Below are 14,173 nucleotides of genomic sequence, written 5' to 3'. Positions count from 1 at the left end.
TCCGGTGACCAGCCAAGGGCGACGGGTGAGGTCACTCGGCCGCGTCGGCTCCCCGCACGATCACCAGGAAGGCGTCCGTCGCGAGGTCCATGACGACCTCCGCGGGCTGCCCCTCCAGGCGGCGCGCCTGCGCGTACTCCTCCGCGGGCCACGAGCCGCGCGGTCCACCGGCGGGAAAGCGCTCCAGAACCGTTCGCCCCTTCACCCTGCACCTCCTTGCAACGCCGAGTTTCGGCGGCCGATCCCGATCGGCTCACAGAGTTAAACGCCACTCCCCGGTGAACGGATCGTGAAGTGACGGTACTGAGACGTATTTGACACGCGGTCACGGGTAAATGGTGAAAAAAGCACTGGAGTGACCGGCTTTGCCCAGGCGCAGGGGCACCTCAAGCCCCACACGTCACCGTCCGGAGGCATTGCCGGGCGCTGGCACTGCCGGCGGCGGCAGTCAGGCCGCCGTTCCTCTTGCGCCGGCGAGGGCTGCCTCGAAGAGCTCGTCGGCCGTGACGACGGCCGCGACCAGCCGGTCGGGGTCGGCCCGGAGGCCCGCCACTGTCCCGTCCAGGCCCCGCAGCCCGGCCCGCTCCAGCAGACGCTTCTCATTCGTCACCCATTCCCCGCGCGCCGCGAGCACCGCGTGCGCGGCGTGGGCGGCGGCCGTCGCAAGGGCGCCGGCGACCTCGGTGAGGCGGCCCTTCGGGGCGTGATTGGCCTTCGCGTACGCGAGTGTGGCGCGGGCCGTGCCGTGCCAGCGGTCGGCGGCGGAGGTGCGCAGCTTCTCGGGGTACGACGCGGGGCGCGTAAGGGTGCCCCGCAGTACCCGGTTGACGGCCAGTTCGGCGACCACCAGGTAGCTGGGGATGCCCGCGAGGTGGAAGAGCAGCGGCTCCACGTGGAAGCGGCCTTGCTCCGCCTCCGCCAACTGGTGTTCGACGACGTCCAGATCGCGGTAGTGGACGTCGACCCGACGCCCCTCGACGGTGAGCCAGGCGCCACCGTTGAACACGCCTCCGCCCCAGCCGCCGATCTCGGAGACTTCGCCGGGCCAGCCGATGGCCCGGAGGTCGGCGGGGTCGAATCCCGGGCCCCGGTGGTAGACGGCCAGATCCCAGTCGCTGTCCGGGCCGTGGACACCCTGCGCGCGGGAGCCGCCGAGCGCGACGGCCCGCACGGCGGGGAGCGCGGCCAGGCGGTTCGCCACGCCGTCGAGGAACGCGTCGTCGTCCATGGTCACGCGCAGGCCCCCTCAAGGGCCGGGTCGCTCGCCGTCTCTGCCCTGAGCGCGGTCACCCGGTCACCTCAGGTTCCATGAACTCGTGCAAAGGCCAGTTCACTGACGGCGCGTCAGCACAACGAACCCCAGATCGCCGACCGTCCGTCCGCCCGTCCATCCGTCCGCCTGTCCGCCCGTCCGCCCGTCCGCCCGTCCACCCGTCTGCCCGTCCACCCGTACGTCCATCGGCCCGTCCGGTCCCATACGGGGACCGAGAATACGGATGCGCGGGCCGTTCCGTCCCTGCATTATCGGCGGGTCGGCGTTCGGACCGGCGCGTGGCCGGGCCGAAACGAGGGTCGTTTGCGGGAGGTCCCATGCTGAAGCGCGTCACTGTGCCCACCCTGTTCCCGCCACCCCGCTACGCGCACGGGTCGGTCGTCGAAGCGGGGAACCGGCTGGCGTTCCTGGCCGGGTCCGTGCCACTCGACGCCGAGGGGAAGCTCGTCGGCGAGGGCGACCCCGTCCGGCAGGCGCACCAGGTGCTCGCCAACCTCGATGAGCAACTGCGCGCGGTAGGCAGCGACCTGGAGCACGTGGTGTCCACGGACGTGTACGTCGTGAGCAGTGAGCCGGCGGTGCTCTCCGCCGTCTGGGACGTGGTCGAGGCGTCGGGGCTCAGCGCCGGGCCGCATTCGTCGACGCTGATCGGGGTGACCTGCCTCGGCTACACCGGCCAGCTCGTCGAGATCACCGCGACGGCCGTGGTTCCCGCCGACCAGCGTGAGGAGGCCTAGCCTCGGCCCGGCGGGCCAGACCGGCTGGGCCGGGCGAGCTACGTTCCGGTCGGCAGCTCGGCCGCCCGCGCCGCCGTACGCAGCACGTCCCGCAGCATCTCAGGGGTGAGCCGTCCCGTGAACGTGTTGCGCTGGCTGACGTGGAAGCAGCCGAAGACCTCCAGCCCGTCCAGCGACACCCGGGTCCCGTGCCCGAAGGCGGGCCTCGGCCTGGGCACCGCCCAGCCGGCCTCGGCGAGCGCGGTGAGCGCGGCCTGCCAGCCGAAGGCACCGAGCGCGACCACGGACCGCAGGGACGGGCGCAGCAGCCGCAGCTCCTGGACGAGCCAGGGCCGGCAGGTGTCCCGCTCCTCGGGGGTCGGCTTGTTGGCCGGCGGGGCGCAGTGCACGGGCGCGGTGACGCGTACGCCGTAGAGCTCCAGCCCGTCGTCGGCGGACAGGGACGTGGGCTGCGACGCCAGCCCGACGGCGTGCAGAGCCGCGTACAGCACGTCCCCGGACCGGTCGCCGGTGAACATCCGTCCGGTCCGGTTCCCGCCGTGCGCCGCGGGTGCGAGCCCTACGACGAGCATCTTCGCGTCGGGCGGCCCGAAGCCCGGTACCGGCCTCCCCCAGTACGTCCAGTCGGCGAACGCGGCGCGCTTGGTAAGGGCCACCTCCTCACGCCAGGCGACCAGGCGGGGGCAGGCACGGCATCCGGTGATCCGTTCGTCCAGCCTGGCAAGGCTGCTGCTGTCCATGCCTCCACGGTAGGACCGTGGAGCGAGGGCGCTTGCGGTCGGGGCCCGGTGCCCCGGGAAAAGGCTTCGGGCGCACGCGGCTCGGCGACTAAGGTCGGGGACATGGCTTCCGAAGGCGCGGTCGAAGGCGCGGACGACGAGAGGACGGGCGGGACCGAGGGAACCCGCGCGGCGGCGATGGACCAGGAGTCCGGGGCGCGCCGGGGCGGTGAGACGGGCCCCGGGGAATCCGGTGCGGGCGCGCCGGACCCCGAGGGGGCCGCCCAGGCCCTGGACCCGAAGACCGCCGCCGCGGTGGCCACCGCCGAGGCGGCCGGCCCGCAGCACGGCGAGAGCGTGCGCATCGACAGCTGGATCTGGTCCGTGCGGCTGGTCAAGACCCGCTCGGCCGGCGCCTCCGCGTGCCGGGGCGGACACGTCCGGGTCAACGGTGAGCGTGTGAAGCCCGCGCACTCCGTGCGGATCGGTGACGAGGTACGGCTGCGGCACGAGGGCCGGGAGCGGGTCGTCGTCGTGAAGCGACTGATCCGCAAGCGGGTGGGTGCCCCGGTGGCGGTCCAGTGCTACATCGACAACAGCCCGCCTCCGCCGCCCCGCGAGGCGGTGACCCCGGCGGGCATCCGCGACCGCGGCGCCGGCCGCCCCACCAAACGTGACCGCCGCGAGATGGAACGCCTGCGCGGTCTGGGCGCGGCGCCGGGCAGCCCGTACGGCGGCTACGCCGAAGCCCTCGACGCCGGAAGCCGGGCCGAGGGCCGGGGCCAGTCCGCGGGCCGGGGCCAGGCCGGTGACCAGGAACGGACCGGAGGCCAGGGCGGGTCCGGTGACCGGAACCGGCCCCAGGGGCGTAGCGGCGCCGGGAGCCGCTGAGCGCGAGGCGGGCCGGCCCGTTCGGACGACCCGCCGCGCGCCGTCCCCCGCTCCCCCCAGTCCTGCGGTCTCTACGGCTCAGCGGCCCCCGCGACGGCGTACCGCGAAGGCGGTCACGCCCGGCGGCGTACCAGGCGGACCAGCTCCGCGGTGCGGTGGCGGCGGGCCCAGGCGATCACGGTCAGCGGGACGATCAGGATCAGCGGGGTCGCGGCGTACTGCCCGTCGAAGACCGTGAGCTGAACGGCGAAGGCGCCGGCCATCAGTCCGCAGAGCGCCATGGCCGCGACCGACGACAGCAGGGGGACGAGCAGCGCGACGGCCCCGGCGAGCTCCAGTGCGCCGATGGCGTACATCCCCGTGCTCCCCCAGCCGATCCTGTCGAAGGACTCGACGGCCGATGAGTGCGCGATGAGCTTGGGCAGCGCGCTCGCGAGGCCGTAGAAGAGCGCCAGGACGATCTGGAGGGCGCGCAGGGAGATCTCGGCGCGACGGCTCCGGCCTCGGCTCACCGACGGGGCAGCGGACGCGGGACGGGATGCGGGGACAGAGGTGGTGCGCGGGGCGGGGGCGGCGGTCTCGGACATGAAGTTCTCCCGGATGTGAGGAGCCGGTGCACGGTGTTGTCAGTGAGGCAGACCCGTGGACCCTGCGAAACTCATCGCTCCCGGGCCGACCGCCACGCCTGCCTCACTCTCGCTCCCGGTCCGACCGCCGCGCCTCTCTCATAGAGCTCACAGCCCTCACAGCTCTTACATCTCTCACAGCGCAAACCAGCCGTGCCGCGTGTACCAGTGCCCGCCCCCGCGCAGGTGGTCCGCCACCGCTCGCTCGACCGGTGTGCGTCGCGGCAGCCCCTCCAGCGGCAGATCGGGGTCGCCGAAGACGAAGCCGACCGGCACGCTGTCGTCCGGTGTCGCTTCCTCGTACGTGAGCTCGAAGCGGTCCTGGAAACGGATGATGTTGGAGTCGGCTGGCAGATACCGCTTGAGCTGCGCGTCCAGCAACCACGAGTGGCACACGGCGATCTGGTGGCGCTCGTCGGGGTAGTGCCGGGCGAAGAACTCCCGCGCGAGGGCGAGGGACCGCTCGCATGCGGACGGTGACAACGGGCCCCGGAAGTCGGGTATGTGCAGGCTGAGGCAGGGGTCGCCGGGTCCCAGGCCGTGGCCCGCCGCCGCGACGGCCCGGCCCGTGCGCTCGCCCAGCCGTCCACGCTGGAACTGCAACCGACCCAGCTGGAAGAGCTCCCCGTGGAAGTGCAGCGCCGGCCACCACGGAAACAGCAGCCCGCCGGTGCCGCGCCGCCTGCGATGCACCGCGACCTGGCGCCCGAGGTCCGCCAGCGTGCGGCGGGTCACCGCGCCCGGAACACCGCGCTCCCTGTGATACGCGCGCACATACGGGAGGGACGCGACGAAGACGTACAGATGGAAGTACCGCCCGAGCTCCCCGGCCGAGTCCGGGAACGGCGGCGGCTCGCAGGCTTTTCCGATCTCCCCCATGTCGCGTACGAAACGGGTCACACACCGTGCCAGCAGCGTCATCGCCTCCGGGTCCCGACCCAGCCGGGCGCGCAGCGCGACGAGTTCGTTGACGTCCTCGTGGGGTACGGCCAGATCGAGCAGGATGTCGGGCAGCTCGTCCGCGTCGGGCAGGGTGACGGCCACGCCCGCGTGGTCCTCGCGCTCCAGGTCCTTCAGCCACTCGGCGAGCCTCGCGTCCGCTCGCACCGCCTCCAGCAGCACCATCGCCTCCCCGGATGGCCCGGCCGCGCCCCCGCGACATTCGATTCCGGTCGCCGTTCCATGGTGAATGTGCCCCACGAAGGGTACGCGTCCGGTCAGGAGTGATGAGAGTGATGCGTACGGGCAGTGAACCGACGACGGCGCGCAGTGCGCTGCGGATGCGGTTCTGGCTGAGCCTGTGGGGTCTGGTGTGGGCGACCCTCGGAGTGGTCCTCTTCTCGCTCGTGGGGCGGCCGGGATGGGCGGCCGCGTGCGGTGTGCTGTGGCTGGTGATCAGCGCGGACATGGCCGTCATCGTGCGGCGCATCAGGCAGGGGGCCCACTGGCAGCCGGGCCGTGACGTCCCGCCGTATCCGCCGCCGGACCGCCGCCGGTGACGGCCCTCGCGCTCCCGAAGTCGTCCGGGCTACGAGTCGAAGCGCGCCGCCTTCAGATACTGCGGGTTCGGGTCCAGCGCGGCAGCCAGCCGGAAGTGCCGCTTCGCTTGCTCGTGCCGCGCCTGACGCTCGTAGGTGCGGGCCAGCGCGAAGTGCGCGAACGCGTTGTCCGGCTCACGCTCCAGCACGATGCTGAACTCCAGCTCGGCGGGGCGCAGTTGCGCGGCAGCGAAGAAGGCACGGGCGCGAAGCAGGCGCGCGGCCGTGTTCTCGGGGTGCGCGGCGATCACACCGTCCAGCAACTTGACCGCGCCCCGTGGGTCCCGTGCTGCGAGCAACTGCTCGGCGGCACGGAAGTCGATCACAAGCGTCTCCGGGGTCCGTCCGGTCGGATCGCTGGTCTCGGGCACGGCTGATTCCTTCCCTCACTGCACCGCTTCAACGCTCCCCAAGACGGCCGCTATTCCGGAGAGCGCCCCGCCCTGCGTACGAGATCCGCCCATACGTCCCTTACGCGCCCTCGCAGCTGCTCCAGGGGGACGTCGTTGTCGATGACGATGTCCGCGATCTCCAGGCGCTTCTCGCGCGGCGCCTGGGCGGCCATTCTTGCCCGGGCGTCGTCCTCCGTCATGCCGCGCAGGCGCACGAGCCGGTCGAGCTGGGTCGCCGGGCTTGCGTCGACGACGACCACCACGTCGTAGAGCGGAGCGAGTCCGTTCTCCGCGAGAAGGGGCACGTCGTGGACGACCACGGCGTCCTCGGGGGCGGCGGTCTCCAGTTCGCGGGAGCGGGCGCCGACCAGGGGGTGCACGATCGAGTTGAGAACGGCGAGCTTGTGGGGATCGGAGAAGACGAGGGAGCCCAGCCTGGGGCGGTCCAGGCTCCGGTCCGCGGTGAGGATGTCGTCCCCGAAGGCCTCGACGACCGCCGCGAGCCCGGGAGTGCCGGGTGCGACGACCTCGCGCGCGATGCGGTCCGCGTCGATCAGCACGGCCCCGCACTCCACGAGCAGCCGCGACACCTCGCTCTTGCCGGCGCCGATACCGCCGGTCAGACCCACCTTCAGCATGCCGGGAAGCCTACGGCCTGCCACTGACAGTCGCGGTGGCAGGCCGTAGGCTTCAGGCCTCGCCCTCGCGCTCCGCAAGAAAACGCTCGAATTCCTGGCCGATCTCGTCCGCGGACGGGATGTCGACGGGCTCCGCGAGCATATTGCCGCGCGACTCGGCACCGGCAGCAGCGTCGTACTGGTGCTCGAGCCCCTGGACGAGGGCGACCAGTTCCTCGTCGCCCTCCTGGATCTGGCGTTCGATCTCCGTCTGCGTGCGGTGCGCGTCCGCGCGCAGACCGTGCGCGATCCCCGGGAGGACGAGACCCGTCGCGGCCGTGATGGCCTCGAGAACCGTCAGCGCGGCGTCCGGGTACGGGGAACGGGCGATGTAGTGGGGGACGTGCGCGGCGACGCCCAAGACGTCGTGTCCGGCCTCCATGAGCCGGTATTCGACCAGGGACTCGGCACTGCCGGGGACCTGCGCCTCGTCGAAGGGGCTGCGGTGGCCCGGCACGAGGTCGGTGCGGTTGCCGTGCGGGGTGAGACCCACCGGACGGGTGTGCGGCACGCCCATGGGGATGCCGTGGAAGTTCACGGCCAGACGGACGCCGAGCCGCTCCACGATCTGCCGGACGGCCGCGGCGAACCGCTCCCACTCCACGTCCGGTTCGGGGCCGGACAGCAACAGGAAGGGCGCCCCGGTGGCGTCCTGGACGAGGCGTACCTCGATGGCCGGGACCTCGTAACCGGTCCAGCGGTCCCGCTTGAAGGTGAGCAGCGGGCGGCGGGCGCGGTAGTCCACGAGCCGGTCGTGGTCGAAGCGGGCCACGACCTGGTGGGGCAGCGAGTCGAGGAGCCGGTCGACGATCTGGTCGCCGGTCTCGCCCGCGTCGATGTATCCGTCGAAGTGGTAGAGCATGACCAGGCCCGCCGACTCCTGGGCGAGCGCCATGTCGACGACGGCCAGCCCCTTCGGCTCCCATGCGTACAAACCCTGCGGATCAAGCACTGTGGACCGCTCCTCCTCGTGTCTCTCCGGCACAACACGCCCTGGGGCGCGGGCATTCCCGGCCCCCGGCCCTTTCGCCTGTCCCCTCTGCGGGTCCGGACGGTCGCCGCCGGGCTACGAGACCGGTTCGCGCGCGTGGCGGGCCCGCCGGGGTGGACTTGGGAGGCGAGTCCACCGGGGAAGCGGGCACAGGGCTGGTCACGGCCCGTCAGGTATTCGCGGATCCCGCTCCCTGTTTGGCGCGCGCATGCCCAACGGCACCGACGCACCCGTACGGCCAGGACGCGCCCTCACGGCCATGGAGAGGGGCAACGCACTGAGGGCCCGCCCCCCAGGTGGGGGGCGGGCCCTCAGCTATCGGCTAACGCCTAGCGGCGAGCGATCAGCTCTGGCCGCCGGCCAGCTTCTCGCGCAGGGCAGCCAGCGCCTCGTCCGACGCCAGGGCGCCGGAGGTGTCGCCACCCTCGGAGGAGTACGAACCGCCGCCCGTCGCGGCCGGAGCGGCAGCCTCGCCACCCTCGGCGGCGGCAGCGGCGTCCGCCTCGCGGGACTTGATGACCTGCTGCTGGTGCTGCTCGAAGCGCTGCTGCGCCTCGGCGTACTGGCGCTCCCACTCCTCGCGCTGCTTCTCGTAGCCCTCGAGCCAGTCGTTGGTCTCGGGGTCGAAGCCCTCGGGGTAGATGTAGTTGCCCTGGTCGTCGTACGAGGCGGCCATGCCGTACAGGGTCGGGTCGAACTCGACCGAGGCCGGGTCGGCACCGAAGGACTCGTTGGCCTGCTTCAGCGAGAGGCTGATGCGACGGCGCTCGAGGTCGATGTCGATGACCTTGACGAAGATCTCGTCGTTGACCTGGACGACCTGCTCCGGGATCTCCACGTGGCGCTCGGCCAGCTCGGAGATGTGGACCAGACCCTCGATCCCCTCGTCCACGCGGACGAACGCACCGAACGGAACCAGCTTCGTGACCTTACCGGGCACGACCTGGCCGATCTGGTGGGTGCGGGCGAACTGCTGCCACGGGTCTTCCTGGGTCGCCTTCAGCGACAGGGAGACGCGCTCGCGGTCCATGTCGACGTCGAGGACCTCGACGGTGACCTCCTGGCCGACCTCGACGACCTCGGACGGGTGGTCGATGTGCTTCCAGGACAGCTCGGAGACGTGGACCAGACCATCGACGCCACCCAGGTCCACGAAGGCACCGAAGTTGACGATCGAGGAGACCACACCGGAGCGGACCTGACCCTTCTGGAGGGTCGTGAGGAACGTCTGGCGGACCTCGGACTGGGTCTGCTCGAGCCAGGCGCGGCGGGACAGGACCACGTTGTTGCGGTTCTTGTCCAGCTCGATGATCTTCGCCTCGAGCTCCTTGCCGACGTACGGCTGGAGGTCACGGACGCGGCGCATCTCGACCAGGGAGGCCGGGAGGAAGCCGCGGAGGCCGATGTCGAGGATGAGACCACCCTTGACGACCTCGATGACGGTACCGGTGACGATGCCGTCCTCTTCCTTGATCTTCTCGATCGTGCCCCAGGCACGCTCGTACTGGGCGCGCTTCTTCGAGAGGATCAGGCGGCCTTCCTTGTCCTCCTTCTGGAGGACCAGGGCCTCGATCTCGTCGCCGACGGCCACGACCTCGTTCGGGTCGACGTCGTGCTTGATCGAGAGCTCGCGGCTCGGGATGACACCTTCGGTCTTGTAACCGATGTCGAGCAGGACCTCGTCCCGGTCGACCTTCACGATGACGCCGTCGACGATGTCGCCGTCGTTGAAGTACTTGATCGTCTCGTCGATCGCTGCGAGGAAGGCTTCCTCGTTACCGATGTCGTTGACCGCTACCTGCGGGGTGGTGGCGGTGGTCTCGGTGCTGCTCGTCATGTGGGAAAGGGCTCCGGTACGGACATTGAAGTCGTAGGTACTGCTTACGCCGGGAGCCCGTTTCGCTCTGCAGAAGCCGGACAGCCAAGGAAGCGCCACACCGGGTACAGCCTGTGGCGCCTCGACAACCGAGGGGACATACAACAGATGCGAGCGCAGCCTGCTACGTCTGAGGTGCGCAGGCCCGCAGCGCAACTTGTAGCATACGGGGGCAGCCGGGCAGGGTCAATGCGCGAAGCCGCACACCCGGGGCGGATCGCCGCATTCCCGGCACAAGACGCCGTGCGGCGCCACCCGATCACCGGACACGCCACGAGCCGCACGGGCCCGAACACCCTTTTCCGTGACACCGCCGAGGCGGGTTGGACGGAAGAGTACGACGAGGGAGCCGATCATCCAAGAGCCCGAGCAGTCCGAGCCGGAAGCCACCCGACGTGCCGCGGGTGCCACGGAGAGTTCCCGGGCCAACCGGGGCTGGTGGGACCGGAACGCGGACGAATACCAGATCGAGCACGGCACGTTCCTCGGCGACGACCGCTTCGTCTGGGGTCCCGAGGGTCTCGACGAGGTCGAGGCCGAGCTGCTCGGCCCGCCGGAGGACCTCAAGGGCAGGGACGTCCTGGAGATCGGCGCCGGCGCGGCGCAGTGCTCGCGCTGGCTGGCCGGACAGGGCGCGCGTCCGGTGGCCCTGGACCTCTCCCACCGCCAGCTCCAGCACGCCCTTCGCATCGGCGGGACCTTCCCCCTGATCCAAGCGGACGCGGCGGCACTGCCCTTCCGGGACGGCTCCTTCGACCTCGCGTGCTCCGCGTACGGCGCGATGCCGTTCGTCGCGGACCCGGTCCTGGTCCTGCGCGAGGTGCGCCGGGTGCTGCGCCCCGGCGGCCGCTTCGTCTTCTCGGTGACGCACCCGATCCGCTGGGCGTTCCCGGACGAGCCCGGTCCCGAGGGTCTGTCGGTGTCGGCCTCGTACTTCGACCGCACCCCGTACGTCGAGCAGGACGAGGACGGCCGGGCGGTCTACGTGGAGCACCACCGCACGCTGGGTGACCGGGTGCGGGACATCGCGGCGTCCGGCTTCCGGCTCGTCGATCTGGTCGAGCCGCAGTGGCCCGCCTGGAACTCGTCGGAGTGGGGCGGCTGGTCGCCGCTGCGCGGGAGCCTGATCCCGGGCACGGCGATCTTCGTGTGCGAGCGGGACTGAGGGACGGGGCGGGGCCCGGGCCCGGAGACCGGCCCGAGATCTGAGCTGGGCCGCCATGCCCCTGCGGCCCAGCTCAGGGCTCGCGCCGGGCGGTTCCGGACACTCGGCGGTGACGGCGTCCGCACGCGTGTGCGCACGGTGCGGACCGGGCAGAAACGATGAGTCGACAAGTCGCCCTCAGGGCTGCCGTCAGCGGTGCCACGCGGTGGGGGGTTGCGCGCATGAACGTCTGTCCGGTCTGCGAGCGGAGCGACAGGACCACGAAGCTCAGCGCGTACTGGAGGACGCTCCCGGCCGAGCGGCGCGCCGGGGCGCCGCACCTCGCACGGCCCGCGCTCGACGACGAGCGCTGGACGGCGCCGCTCGGACTGCTCACCCTGGGCTGTGCCCTGCTCCTGTCCGAGGCGTGGCTGGGATTCGTCGGGGTGGCCGGCGGAGGCTTCTGGCTGGTGTCGCTGCGCGACAAGGTGGCCGAGGCCGCGAAGCGGCGGGCCGACTGGCACCGTAAGCGGTTCTGCCGGCGCTGCCACCACGTCTTTCTCCCGTGACACCGGACCGGCACCGCCTGGAACACTGGTGCGGTGATCCGCCACGACGCCCTCGACCGCCTTCCCGTCCGCTCCGCCGTCCCCGCCCTTCGGGGCGCGCTCGACGAGCACGGTGCCGCGGTGCTGTGCGCGCCGCCCGGCACCGGCAAGACGACACTCGTACCGCTGGTCCTCGCCGGGCTCGTGGGCGGCGGCCCGGCGCGCCGCGTGGTCGTCGCGGAGCCGCGCCGGATCGCCGCGCGGGCCGCGGCCCGGCGGATGGCGTGGCTGCTCGGGGAGAAGCCCGGCCACAGTGTCGGGTACACCGTGCGCGGCGAGCGCGTGACGGGGAGGCACGCGCGCGTGGAGGTCGTCACGACCGGTGTGCTGCTGCAGCGCCTGCAACGGGACCAGGAACTCACGGGCGTCGATGTGGTCGTGCTCGACGAGTGCCACGAGAGGCACCTGGACGCCGACACGGCCGCCGCCTTCCTGCTCGACGTACGGCAGGCCCTGCGGCCCGAGTTGCGGCTGGTGGCGGCCTCCGCGACCACGGACGCGGAGGGCTGGGCCCGGCTGCTGGGAGGGGCTCCGGTCGTCGAGGCGGAGGGGGTGTCGCATCCCGTCGAGGTGGTGTGGGCCCCTCCCGCGCGTCCGGTACGGCCGCCGCACGGACTGCGCGTGGACCCGGCGCTGTTGGCGCATGTGACGTCGGTGGTGCGGCGGGCGCTCGCCGAGTGCGAGGGCGACGTGCTCTGCTTCCTTCCCGGGGTCGGGGAGATCGCGCGCGTGGCGGGACGCTTGGGGGACCTGGCGGGCGTCGAGGTGCTTCAGGTGCACGGGCGGGCTCCGGCGTTCGTGCAGGACGCGGTGCTGTCCCTCGGTGCCGGGCGGCGGGTGGTACTGGCGACGGCCGTGGCGGAGTCGTCGCTGACGGTGCCCGGAGTGCGGGTGGTCGTCGACTCCGGGCTCGCTCGGGAGCCGCGGGTGGACCACGCGCGCGCACTGAGCGCGCTGGCGACGGTACGGGCCTCGCAGGCGGCGGGACGGCAGCGGGCGGGCCGGGCGGGGCGTGAGGCTCCGGGCCGGGTCTACCGCTGCTGGTCCGAGGCGGAGGACGGGCGGCTGCCCCGGTTCCCCGCGCCGGAGATCAGGCTCGCCGATCTGACGGGGTTCGCGTTGCAGGCGGCGTGCTGGGGCGATCCGGACGCGTCGGGGCTGGCGCTCCTGGACGCCCCGCCGGGCGGGGCGATGGCGGCCGCGCGGTCGGTGCTGACGGCGATCGGGGCCGTGGACGGGACGGGACGGGCCACGGAACGGGGCGTGCGGATGTCCCGGCTCGGTCTGCATCCACGGCTGGCCCGGGCGCTGCTGGACGCGGCGCCGGAGGCCGGCGTGGACCGGGCCGCCGAGGTGGTCGCCCTGCTGAGCGAGGAGCCGCCGCGGGAGTACGGAGACGATCTGGCGGGTGCCTGGCGGGCGGCACGGCGCGGGAGCGACGCGTACGCGGCCCGCTGGCGGGAGGAGGTGCGCCGGCTACGGGCCGCGGTGGACGGCCTCTTCTCCGTCACCTCCCTGACGAACGGCCTCGCCGCCGGAGCGGACGGGGCCCGGCCCCGTGAGGCGGACCGGCCGGTGACGGCCCCGGACGACCGGGCGGTCGGTCTCGTCGCGGCGCTCGCCTTCCCCGAGCGTCTCGCGCGGGCCGACGGCGGTTCGTACCTCATGGTGAACGGCACCCGTGCCGAGTTGGGGGACGGGTCCGGACTGCGCGGCGCTCCCTGGCTCGCGGTCGCCGTGGCCGACCGGCCGGTGGGCCACGTCCACGCGCGCGTGGGGCTCGCCGCGGTGGTGAACGAGGACGTGGCACGGCGGGCCGCCGCCACCCTGCACACCGAGGCCGAGGAGGTCCGCTGGGCCGAGAGGGACGTCGTGGCCCGGAGTGTCGAACGACTAGGCGCCGTCGAGCTGACGGTGCGGCCCCTGCGGGACCCGGCCCCCGACCTCGTTCGGGAGGCCCTTCTGACCGGACTGCGGGAGGAGGGGTTCGGTCTGTTGCGATGGCCGCCGGGGGCTCTCGTCCTTCGGCAGCGGCTCGCCTTCCTGCGGCGTCACCTGGACGATCCCTGGCCGGACGTCTCCGACGAGGCTCTTCACGCGCGCGTGGAGGAGTGGCTGGAGCCCGAGCTGAGCCGTGCCCGGCGACACGCCGACCTCGCGCGCATCGACGCGGGGCAGGCCCTGACCCGGCTGCTGCCCTGGTCCACCGGGGACGCGGCCCGGCTCGACGAGCTGGCGCCCGAGCGGATCACCGTCCCGAGCGGGTCCGCCGTCCGCATCGACTACGCCGACCCCGAGCGGCCCGTCCTCGCGGTCAAGCTCCAGGAGATGTTCGGGCTCCAGGAGTCGCCCGCGATCGCCGGCGTGCCGGTGCTGGTGCATCTGCTGTCCCCCGCCGGGCGGCCCGTCGCCGTCACCGCCGATCTCGCCTCCTTCTGGCGGGAGGGTTACCGGGCCGTACGGGCCGAGCTGCGGGGCCGGTACCCCAAGCACCCCTGGCCCGAGGACCCCTCCTGCGCGGAGCCGACCCGGCACACCGGCGCGCGGCTCAGGCGGTGACGGGGTCGGGCTCGGCAGTCTCGACGGGCGCCGGGCCGTCCGGGCGGCGGCCGTGCACCTCCAGGAAGAGGGACATGGTTCGCGGGGACCCTGGCCACGCGCGGGACGACGTACGAGCGCAGCAGCGGGCACAGCGCCGTGA

The 14,173-nt window shown here is 72.6% G+C and carries 15 protein-coding genes; 6 read left to right on the top strand and 9 right to left on the bottom strand.

Annotated features, from left to right (window positions below; genetic code table 11):
• Positions 1 to 31: 31 nt before the first annotated feature.
• Entirely contained in the window at positions 32 to 205 is a 174-nt protein-coding gene (locus tag ABZ823_RS12445) for a hypothetical protein (protein WP_361657679.1), read from the bottom strand.
• Positions 206 to 448: 243 nt separating this feature from the next.
• A complete protein-coding gene (locus tag ABZ823_RS12440) occupies positions 449 to 1,228 on the bottom strand; it encodes a nucleotidyltransferase domain-containing protein (protein WP_361658197.1) in 780 nt (259 codons plus the stop codon).
• A 362-nt stretch (positions 1,229 to 1,590) separates the two neighbouring features.
• Between ABZ823_RS12440 and ABZ823_RS12435 the strand changes: the two genes are divergently transcribed.
• The gene (locus ABZ823_RS12435; RefSeq protein ID WP_361657676.1) at positions 1,591 to 2,010 is read left to right on the top strand and encodes a RidA family protein; all 420 of its coding nucleotides are present in this window, start codon (positions 1,591 to 1,593) and stop codon (positions 2,008 to 2,010) included.
• Positions 2,011 to 2,048: 38 nt separating this feature from the next.
• On the opposite strand, the gene ABZ823_RS12430 is transcribed toward ABZ823_RS12435, so the two are convergent.
• Positions 2,049 to 2,750: a uracil-DNA glycosylase gene (locus tag ABZ823_RS12430; RefSeq protein WP_361657673.1), complete on the bottom strand. Its 702-nt coding sequence runs from the start codon at positions 2,748 to 2,750 to the stop codon at positions 2,049 to 2,051.
• Between the two features lie 177 nt (positions 2,751 to 2,927).
• Between ABZ823_RS12430 and ABZ823_RS12425 the strand changes: the two genes are divergently transcribed.
• Positions 2,928 to 3,620, top strand: a complete 693-nt coding sequence (locus ABZ823_RS12425; protein ID WP_361658194.1) for an RNA-binding S4 domain-containing protein — start codon at positions 2,928 to 2,930, stop codon at positions 3,618 to 3,620.
• A gap of 113 nt (positions 3,621 to 3,733) precedes the next feature.
• Here the strand turns inward: ABZ823_RS12425 and ABZ823_RS12420 are convergent, their stop codons facing one another.
• The gene (locus ABZ823_RS12420; RefSeq protein ID WP_361657670.1) at positions 3,734 to 4,207 is read right to left on the bottom strand and encodes a DoxX family protein; all 474 of its coding nucleotides are present in this window, start codon (positions 4,205 to 4,207) and stop codon (positions 3,734 to 3,736) included.
• 174 nt (positions 4,208 to 4,381) lie between these two features.
• The gene (locus ABZ823_RS12415; RefSeq protein WP_361658191.1) at positions 4,382 to 5,368 is read right to left on the bottom strand and encodes an acyltransferase domain-containing protein; all 987 of its coding nucleotides are present in this window, start codon (positions 5,366 to 5,368) and stop codon (positions 4,382 to 4,384) included.
• 113 nt (positions 5,369 to 5,481) lie between these two features.
• On the opposite strand from ABZ823_RS12415, the gene ABZ823_RS12410 reads away from it, so the two are divergent.
• Positions 5,482 to 5,745 (top strand): DUF6343 family protein, encoded by a 264-nt coding sequence (locus ABZ823_RS12410; RefSeq protein WP_361657667.1) that lies wholly within the window; start codon positions 5,482 to 5,484, stop codon positions 5,743 to 5,745.
• A gap of 29 nt (positions 5,746 to 5,774) precedes the next feature.
• On the opposite strand, the gene ABZ823_RS12405 is transcribed toward ABZ823_RS12410, so the two are convergent.
• The 4 genes from ABZ823_RS12405 to rpsA all read right to left on the bottom strand — a co-directional run bounded on the left by ABZ823_RS12405 (position 5,775) and on the right by rpsA (position 9,681).
• A complete protein-coding gene (locus ABZ823_RS12405; protein WP_361657664.1) occupies positions 5,775 to 6,155 on the bottom strand; it encodes a tetratricopeptide repeat protein in 381 nt (126 codons plus the stop codon).
• Between the two features lie 50 nt (positions 6,156 to 6,205).
• Positions 6,206 to 6,814 carry a dephospho-CoA kinase gene (gene coaE / locus ABZ823_RS12400; protein ID WP_361657661.1) on the bottom strand — a complete coding sequence of 203 codons (609 nt, stop codon included), beginning with the start codon at positions 6,812 to 6,814 and terminating at the stop codon, positions 6,206 to 6,208.
• A gap of 52 nt (positions 6,815 to 6,866) precedes the next feature.
• Complete coding sequence (locus ABZ823_RS12395) at positions 6,867 to 7,805, bottom strand: PAC2 family protein (protein WP_361657659.1); 939 nt, start codon at positions 7,803 to 7,805, stop codon at positions 6,867 to 6,869.
• Positions 7,806 to 8,187: 382 nt separating this feature from the next.
• Positions 8,188 to 9,681 carry a 30S ribosomal protein S1 gene (rpsA, locus tag ABZ823_RS12390; protein ID WP_361657656.1) on the bottom strand — a complete coding sequence of 498 codons (1,494 nt, stop codon included), beginning with the start codon at positions 9,679 to 9,681 and terminating at the stop codon, positions 8,188 to 8,190.
• A 343-nt stretch (positions 9,682 to 10,024) separates the two neighbouring features.
• Here rpsA and ABZ823_RS12385 point away from each other — a divergent pair, with 343 nt between their 5' ends.
• The 3 genes from ABZ823_RS12385 (at position 10,025) to hrpB (ending at position 14,031) form a co-directional block, all read left to right on the top strand.
• A complete protein-coding gene (locus tag ABZ823_RS12385) occupies positions 10,025 to 10,885 on the top strand; it encodes a class I SAM-dependent methyltransferase (RefSeq protein WP_361657653.1) in 861 nt (286 codons plus the stop codon).
• A 221-nt stretch (positions 10,886 to 11,106) separates the two neighbouring features.
• Positions 11,107 to 11,433: a hypothetical protein gene (locus ABZ823_RS12380; RefSeq protein WP_361657650.1), complete on the top strand. Its 327-nt coding sequence runs from the start codon at positions 11,107 to 11,109 to the stop codon at positions 11,431 to 11,433.
• A 33-nt stretch (positions 11,434 to 11,466) separates the two neighbouring features.
• Positions 11,467 to 14,031, top strand: a complete 2,565-nt coding sequence (gene hrpB / locus ABZ823_RS12375) for an ATP-dependent helicase HrpB (RefSeq protein WP_361657647.1) — start codon at positions 11,467 to 11,469, stop codon at positions 14,029 to 14,031.
• Positions 14,032 to 14,173 lie beyond the last annotated feature (142 nt).

Source organism: Streptomyces sp. NPDC047079, assembly GCF_040643755.1.
Taxonomy (GTDB): Bacteria; Actinomycetota; Actinomycetes; order Streptomycetales; family Streptomycetaceae; genus Streptomyces.
This window is presented reverse-complemented; position numbering and strand designations above follow the sequence as displayed.